Annotated in this window: 6 protein-coding genes; all 6 read right to left on the bottom strand. The window is 69.3% G+C overall.

Features of this window, described 5'->3' with window-relative positions:
- Positions 1–248: 248 nt before the first annotated feature.
- The gene (locus tag A4X17_RS11000; protein WP_064295717.1) at positions 249–1,670 is read right to left on the bottom strand and encodes a hypothetical protein; all 1,422 of its coding nucleotides are present in this window, start codon (positions 1,668–1,670) and stop codon (positions 249–251) included.
- Positions 1,667–3,028 (bottom strand): Gfo/Idh/MocA family protein, encoded by a 1,362-nt coding sequence (locus A4X17_RS10995; RefSeq protein ID WP_064295716.1) that lies wholly within the window; start codon positions 3,026–3,028, stop codon positions 1,667–1,669. The genes A4X17_RS11000 and A4X17_RS10995 overlap by 4 nt, the downstream gene beginning before the upstream one ends.
- A complete protein-coding gene (locus A4X17_RS10990) occupies positions 3,025–4,035 on the bottom strand; it encodes a PmoA family protein (RefSeq protein ID WP_064295715.1) in 1,011 nt (336 codons plus the stop codon). The genes A4X17_RS10995 and A4X17_RS10990 overlap by 4 nt, the downstream gene beginning before the upstream one ends.
- Positions 4,036–4,130: 95 nt before the next feature.
- Positions 4,131–5,444: an ABC transporter substrate-binding protein gene (locus tag A4X17_RS10985; RefSeq protein WP_082916107.1), complete on the bottom strand. Its 1,314-nt coding sequence runs from the start codon at positions 5,442–5,444 to the stop codon at positions 4,131–4,133.
- Between the two features lie 117 nt (positions 5,445–5,561).
- Entirely contained in the window at positions 5,562–6,488 is a 927-nt protein-coding gene (locus A4X17_RS10980; protein ID WP_079003233.1) for a carbohydrate ABC transporter permease, read from the bottom strand.
- Positions 6,481–7,437 carry a carbohydrate ABC transporter permease gene (locus A4X17_RS10975; protein WP_064295713.1) on the bottom strand — a complete coding sequence of 319 codons (957 nt, stop codon included), beginning with the start codon at positions 7,435–7,437 and terminating at the stop codon, positions 6,481–6,483. The genes A4X17_RS10980 and A4X17_RS10975 overlap by 8 nt, the downstream gene beginning before the upstream one ends.
- Positions 7,438–7,451: the final 14 nt, after the last annotated feature.

The raw sequence follows: 7,451 nt of genomic DNA, 5'->3' as shown, positions 1-7,451 counted from the left end.
GCCCCGACACACCGGACATCTCCTGAGAAGGGGACATCCCACCACCCACACCCACCTCTGTTCACAACTCAGGACCCACCCGGCGCGCCGTACGCCACAGCACCCGCCCCGGGCCCGACACGCCGCACCCGTCCTGAATTGCGAACACCGAAACCACCGTCCCCAACTCAGGACTCCCCCGGYGCGCCGCCCCAGCCCGGGCACGACACACCGGACATCTCCTGAGTTGGGGACGGGACCAGGGCCGGTCAGGCGAGGGCGGCGGCAAGCCAGGCGCGCAGCTCGGCCTGCATCGGTGTCGACCAGCTGTGCGGTTCGTCATGGAACGTGCCCGTGTAGGCCGAGCGCTCGCCACCGGACCGGTACCGCTCAGTGAGCATCGCGTGGGCATCACGCATGCCGACCGGCTCGAAGAGCTCGTCGCGCTCGGCGTACTGGACGAGGAGCGGCAAACGGGGGCGCAGGGATGCGAGCTCCGGCCAGTCGCCGACCCGTGACAGTCCTGATGACAGGAACGTCCACGAGTGCTGATCGGCATGCCCGTCGAGCACCCCATCGAACGTCGACATCATCGCGACCACGCCGGCAGCGCGGATCCGGTCGTCCATGGCTGCGAGCAGAACGGCCCGGGCACCGCCGCCGGAGAGACCGAAGCACGAGACGGCTCCGGAACGGACCCCGGGCGCGGCCGCCAGCTGATCGAGCGCGATGAGGTCGTCGCGGAGGACGAGACCGGCGAGCGACGTGCCCAGGACGCCCAGCTCCTTCGCGAGCTGCGGCTCGTTGGCCCCTGCGAGAAGCTCGGACCGCTGTCCGGGCGACACCGCCGCGGGCTGCTCCCCGCGCTGCACCGACGCGAACCGACGGCCGGCGAGCTGCAGGTCGACGGTCCGATGGAAGCGTTCGGCGACGGCCTCGTCCGGGATCCGCCGTGATCCCCACCCGAACGCGTCGTGCACGAGCACGGCGAACCCGTCGCGCGCGAGGTCGGACGCGACGGCGCGGCCTCCGTAGTAGCGGTCGCGGAACGCCTGCAACTCCTCCCGTGACACGGACGTCGTGGCAGGGACACCGTCGGGTCCGTCCGCGAGCTTCTCCCGTCCGACGCGCGTGAAGCCGCCATGGTCGTGCAGCGCCAGCGCGCCCGTGAGCGGGCCCGTCTCGCCGGCCGGACGCAGGAGCCACGCCGACGTCGGTGCACCGAACCCGGTCGACCAGCGGAGTTCGACCCCGTCGACGCCGTCACGGGTCCAGCGGGAGAGCTCCGCGGGCGGCTCGGGCTGCACCGGTCGCGGGAGCACACCGAGGACTTCGGCGAGGCGCGTGCGCGTGGTGTCGAGCGATCCGTCTGCGGTACTGATGCCCCGGATCGACTCTCTGAACCGGGCGGCGAGCGCCCGCAGACCGGGGTCGCGGCCGGGTGGAGGTGCGAACGACCTGGCGCGCACGTCGACACCCTCGTCGGGCGAGGATGGGGCGGTCGTCGGGCGCACTTCGACAGGCTCAGTGACCGGAACGGGCTCGGTGACCGGGAGGGGTCCGGCGACCGGGACAGACTCAGCGGCCGGGACAGACTCAGCGATCTGGGCGGCCTCGGTCACCCGCTCAGCGGCCGGGATCGACCCGACGTCCGAGTCGGCGCCGGAGCCGGCCTCCGGGCCGCAGCTCACGGAGCGATCGTCGCGACCGGACGCCCGGTCAGCAGCGACTCGTTCCCGGCGATGCCGACCGAGATCGCCCGCACACCGTCGTCGTAGCCGGCAGGCCGTCCCAGTTCGTCCTCGGTGACGCGGTCGAAGAGGTGCCGCAGCAGGAACGCGTCGCCGCCGCCGTGTCCGCCGACGCCCTCGGGGATCTCGATCTCGCGGGCCTCCTCCCAGTGGCGTTGCAGCACGAGGCGCTCTCCGCGCGAACGCACCGGCGCGACGGACGCGGCGCCGTCCGCGGTCTCGCCGTCGCCGCTCAGGCTCGGGTCGAGGACGACGCGCCCGTCGGCCCCGACGAGCACGGCGGCGCGCTCCACGACCTCGAGCTCGACCCTGCCCTCCGTCCCGTTGATGGAGACGCGGTACCCCTCCCACGGCGCGTGGGCGTTCAGGGAGTAGCTGAGCGAGGCGCCCCCGTCGTACTCGACGAGGACGGACAGGTTGTCCTCGATGTCGATTCCGGGCGAGAAGACGTCGCGGTCGCGCAGGTATCCGTCGTGCTGCTCGGCCCGCAGGTAGAGCGACTCGAGCCGCGGGTCGTCACGCAGGTCGAGGGCGAACGGGTCGTTCGGGCGATCGCGAGCCGCCGCCTCGGCGTCGTCCGGCACCGATCCACGCCCCGGACGCGCCGCGAGCCCGCGCTCGGCCGCGTTGGCATCGCCGTAGAAGCGGAGGCCGCCGGTGGCGTAGACGGAGGCCGGCCGAGCCCCGATCCACCAGTTGACGAGGTCGAAGTGGTGCGACGCCTTGTGGATGAGGAGGCCGCCGGAATGCTCCTTCTCACGGTGCCAGCGGCGGAAGTAGTCGGCGCCGTGCACGGTGTCGAGCACCCACTCGAAGTGCACGCCCGTCACCCGTCCGATCCCACCGTCCTGCACGATGCGGCGCAGCTCCGAGTTCCGCGGACTGTAGCGGTAGTTGAAGGTCGTGACGACGTTCCGGCCGCTCTCGGCGACGGCCGCCGCGATGCGCTCGACGCCCTCGCGGTCGATGGTGAGCGGCTTCTCGACGACGACGTCGGCACCGGCGAGGAGCGCGCGTGAGACGATCTCGGCATGGGTGAAGTCGGGGGTCGTCACGATCACCCGGTCGACGCGCTGCTCGGCGATCATCCGCTCGACGTCGTCCGGGCCGTATCGAGCCGGCAGCGGGACACCCTGCTCGGCGAGGATCCCCTCGTAGTGGTCGAGCCGGCCGGGGTTGCTGTCGCTCCAGGCGACGAGCTCGGCGACGTCGGCGTGCGGGCCGACGATGGCGTCGAGGTACATCTGCGAGCGGTGTCCGGTGCCGATGAGGGCGTAGCGTTCGCGGGTCGTGGTCATGCGCGTGGGTCCTTCCGGGTCGGTGCGGCGGGCGTTGCGATGGGCGCGCTGTCGTGGTGATCGGAACGGCCCGAACGCGAGCGTTCGAGTGCGTCGCGACCGGATGCGGCGAGCGCCACAGCCCGGCCGTCACCGGCTGCACCGTCGACGACGACGACGGCGTAGCGGAACTCGAGGGTCTCGTCGGCTTCGAACGGCAGCTCCTCGCTGAAGAAGGGGGCCGGGCAGAGTCCGGCGAACTCCTCGGTGCGCGCGAACCACTGCGGCGGGTGCGCGGGGTTCCGGACGTCATCGACGATGACGATGCTCGACGCCGCGGCCGTTCCGTCGTGGAGGCCGGTGAACCCCATCCACGCGTGGCGGGTGCCGCGGAGTTCCTCACCGCCGCTCCCGTCGGGGGCGTGGAGGGTGCCGCCGGTGAAGGATCGTGGGCCGCGCCAGAAGAGTCCGCCGTAGCCGGCGTTCTCCCGACCCTTCGTCGTGGGCGACCCGATCGACAGGTCCCGGCCGGAGACGTTGCGCATCCGGGTCTCGAAGGTCAGCGTCCAGTCCCCGGCGGCCGGTCGCACCGTGAGCGCGCGCTCCTCGTCGACGATGTGCCGACCGTCCTCCGTGATCCAGGCGAGCGTGTGTGCGAACCGCACCTCGCCCGGGTCGGCACGGACGTCCGTGACCGCGACATGCTCGGAGCGGCCGTTGTTCGCGAGTTGTTCGTAGGCGGTCCCGGTGAAGGTCGGGCCGCCCCAGAAGTTGTCGTCGCCGACGTGCGGGAGGGCCCACGCGATCCCGGTGTGCCAGACGTGGTCGTGCGGTCTGGCCAGCGTCACGAGCGCGCCACCTGCCGTGCGCACCGGGTGGAGGTACGGCTTCGGCGACTCGCGCTGGACCGTGTCCGGACGGTAGGTGTACCGCAGGATGTCGATCCCGTCGAGATGCACGGTGACGGCCGAACCGACCTCGTGCGTCAGCGCGAGACCGGTCGGACGGGTGCGGTGGTCGGTCGTCACGGGATCCCCTCGGATGAAGCGGTGGTGGAGCTGCCGGTCGACCGGCTCGGGGAACGGACGTCGTTCTCCGAGCCGGTCGAGGGGCTGTGGCCGGGTCAGCCGGCTGCGACCGCGGCCTTGAGGTCCTTGATGAACCCCTCGGCGGCCTGGTCGGGCGTGTTCTTCCCGAAGAGGACCTGCTCGGTGTACTGCTTCACGAGCGCCTCGATCGCGCTGCCACCGGCGGGCGTGACGGTCGGCGGCTCACCGATGTCGTCGGCGAGCCCGTCGAGGAACTCGACGACCGCCTGGTCGGTCTCCGCCAGCTTCGGCGTGATGTACTCGCGGATCTTCGTGTTGGCCGGGACGCCGCGCTCGGTGAGGAGCGAGTCGGCCGCGGTCTCGCTGTTGGCGAGGAAGTCGATGAACAGCGCCGCCTCGGCGGGGTGCTCGGTCCGGGCGGACGCCGACCAGTACATCGACGGCTTGTAGTACGCCGACTCGTCGGCCCCACCGTCGACGGTCGGGATCCGGAGGAGTTCGAGCGGCGAACCGCTCGCCTCGGTCAGGGCCGTCAGCTGGCTGTTCCACCAGGGGGCGAACGCCGCGGCGTTGGTCGCGGTGAAGGATTCGGCGAGCCCACCGGCCTGCTTCTCGACGATCGCGGACGCCGGCGGCGTCGCACCCTCGTTCACGAGCTCGAGCAGGTACGTCCACCAGGAGGCGAGCGTCTCCGGCTTGATGGACACCTCGCCCTTGTCGTTGTACAGCTCGTCGCCGTGCTGACGGGCCCAGTTGTTCAGGCCACCGTCCTCGAAGCCGAAGGGCTGGAAGCCGTAGACCGATCCGCCACCGGCTGCCGAGACCTGCTCGCTCAGCGCGGTGAAGTCGTCCCAGGTCCAGGTCTCGTCGTCGGGCATCTCGATGCCGGCCGCGGCGAGCAGGTTCGGGTTCACGACGATGGAGTAGCTCGTGATCCCCGAGGGGATGCCGTAGAGCGAGTCGTTGACCGTGCCGGACGTCAGCGTCTCCTTGGGGAAGTCTCCGAGGTCGAGGTGGTCGGTCACGGTGTTGAGGTCGAGGAGCGCGCCGCGGTCGCCGTAGGTGGCGATGTACTTCTCGTCCATCTGGATGATGTCGGGGGTGTCGTTCGCCGCCGTCTCGGTGGCGAGCTTGTCCCAGTAGCCGGCCCAGTCCGTGAACTGCGGCTCGATGGTGATGTTCGGGTGTTCCTTCTCGAAGGCCGCGATGACCTCCTGCGTGGCCGCCGTGCGGGCGTCGTTGCCCCACCAGGTGAAGCGGAGGGTGACGGGCTCGTCGGACAGTTCGGTGGCGGCGTCGCCTCCGGCGCTGCAGCCGGCGAGGAGGAGGGCGGCGACGGCTCCCGTCGCGATGAAGCCGGCGGCTCTGCCGTGCTTGCTGATGCTCATGCTGTTCCCTTTCGAATCGATCGATCCGGATCCGGAGCTGCTGGATCCGGTGGTGCTGGGTCTGGTGCTGGTGGTCTGGTGCGGGTGCTGCGGTGGTGCTGGTCGGTGGGTCGGGCCTCACTTGCCGCCGGTCGTCGCGATGCCCTTCAACAGGAACCGCTGACCGAACAGGAAGACGAGGAAGATCGGCAGGAGCGAGACGACACTCATCGCGAACATCGGCCCCCACGAGGTGGACGATTGTGCGTCCATGAACGCCCGGAGTGCGAGCGGCACCGTGTACATCTCCGGTTTCGTCAGGTACAGGAGCTGACTGAAGAAGTCGTTCCAGGTCCAGATGAAGGTGAAGATGGCGGTCGTCGCGAGCGCCGGCACCATGAGCGGCAGGATGATGACCCCGAAGATGCGGGGGTGGCCGCAGCCGTCGATGCGGGCCGCCTCGTCGAGTTCCTTCGGGATGCCGCGGATGAACTGCACCATGAGGAAGACGAAGAACGCGTCGGTCGCGAGGATCTTCGGCAGGATCAGCGGCAGGTACGTGTTCACGAAGCCGAGCTGGGAGAACATGATGTACTGCGGCACGATGATGACGTGGATCGGCAGCATGAGCGTCATGAGCATCGCCGCGAACCACCAGCGCTTACCGCTGAACTTCAGCCGGGCGAAGGCGTAGGCGGCCATCGAGCAGGACACGAGGTTGCCGACGATGCAGCCGAGGACGATGAGCACGGAGTTCAGCAGGAAGACGTGGAACGGCTCCGAGAGGGTGTTCCAGCCCTCGCTGTAGTTGCTCACCTCGAAGCTGTCGAGGACGATGCCGGGGTTCCGGAAGATCTCCTCCGTCGGGCGGAGCGAGGAGACGACGAGCCAGATCACCGGGTAGAGCATGATGAAGCCGACGAGGATCAGGCCGATGTGCTTCAGGACCGACTTCCAGGGCGACCAGCCGCGAGCGCGGCGGTACTGGCGTTCGGCCTCCTTGGCCTCGCGACTGCGGTTCTTGCTGTCCGTCGTGATGGACCGTGTGGTCAGCGTGTCAGTCATCGTAGTTCACCCAGTATTTCGAGGCCCAGAAGTTGATCGCGGTGAAGACTCCGATGATGAGGAGCAGGAACCAGGCCATGGCCGAGGCGTAGCCCATGTCGAAGTTCGAGAAGCCGCGGTTGTAGAGGTACAGCGTGTAGAACAGCGTCGAGTCGGCCGGGCCGCCCGTTCCGCCCGACACGATGAAGGCCTGCGTGAAGGCCTGGAACGCGTGGATGATCTGCAGCACGAGGTTGAAGAAGATGATCGGGGTGAGCAGCGGCAGGGTGATCTTGGTGAAGCGCTGCCACTTCGTCGCGCCGTCCATCTGCGCCGCCTCGTGGTACATGACGGGGATCTGGCGGAGACCGGCGAGGAAGATCACCATCGGTGCGCCGAAGGTCCACACGTTGAGCGTGATGAGGGTCGAGAGGGCGGTCGAGGGGTCCGCGATCCAGCTGCGCCCCTCGATCCCGAAGATCGCGATGAACTGGTTCACGAGGCCTTCGCCGCCGAACACCTGCTTCCACAGCACCGCGATGGCGACGGAGGAGCCGAGGAGCGACGGCAGGTAGTACACGGACCGGTAGATCGCGAGGCCACGGAGACCGCGGTCGAGCAGGGCGGCCAGTGCCAGTGCCGCGGCGAGCTGGAGCGGCACCGATACGAAGACGTACACGAAGGTGACGCCGAGCGAGTTGTGGAGCCGCTCGTCGCCCATCATGCGGATGAAGTTGTCGACGCCGATGAACTTCGGCGCCTGCAGCAGGTTGTACTTCGTGAAGGACAGCGCGAGCGAGGCGACCATCGGGCCGACGGTGATGACGGCGAGTCCGATGAGCCACGGGAGGAGGAACAGGTAGGCGGCCTTGTTGTCGCGGCGGTTGTCCTTCTTGATGAAGGCCTTCTCGGCCGCCGTCTGCGGGCGTTTGCCGGCGCTGAGCTTGCGGAGCTCGCCGAGCGCGCTCACCGAACACCCCTCGC

Source organism: Plantibacter sp. H53 (assembly GCF_001650455.1).
Taxonomy (GTDB): Bacteria; Actinomycetota; Actinomycetes; order Actinomycetales; family Microbacteriaceae; genus Plantibacter; species Plantibacter flavus_A.
The sequence above is the reverse complement of the archived record's forward strand: the minus strand, read 5'-3'. Positions and strand labels throughout refer to the sequence as shown.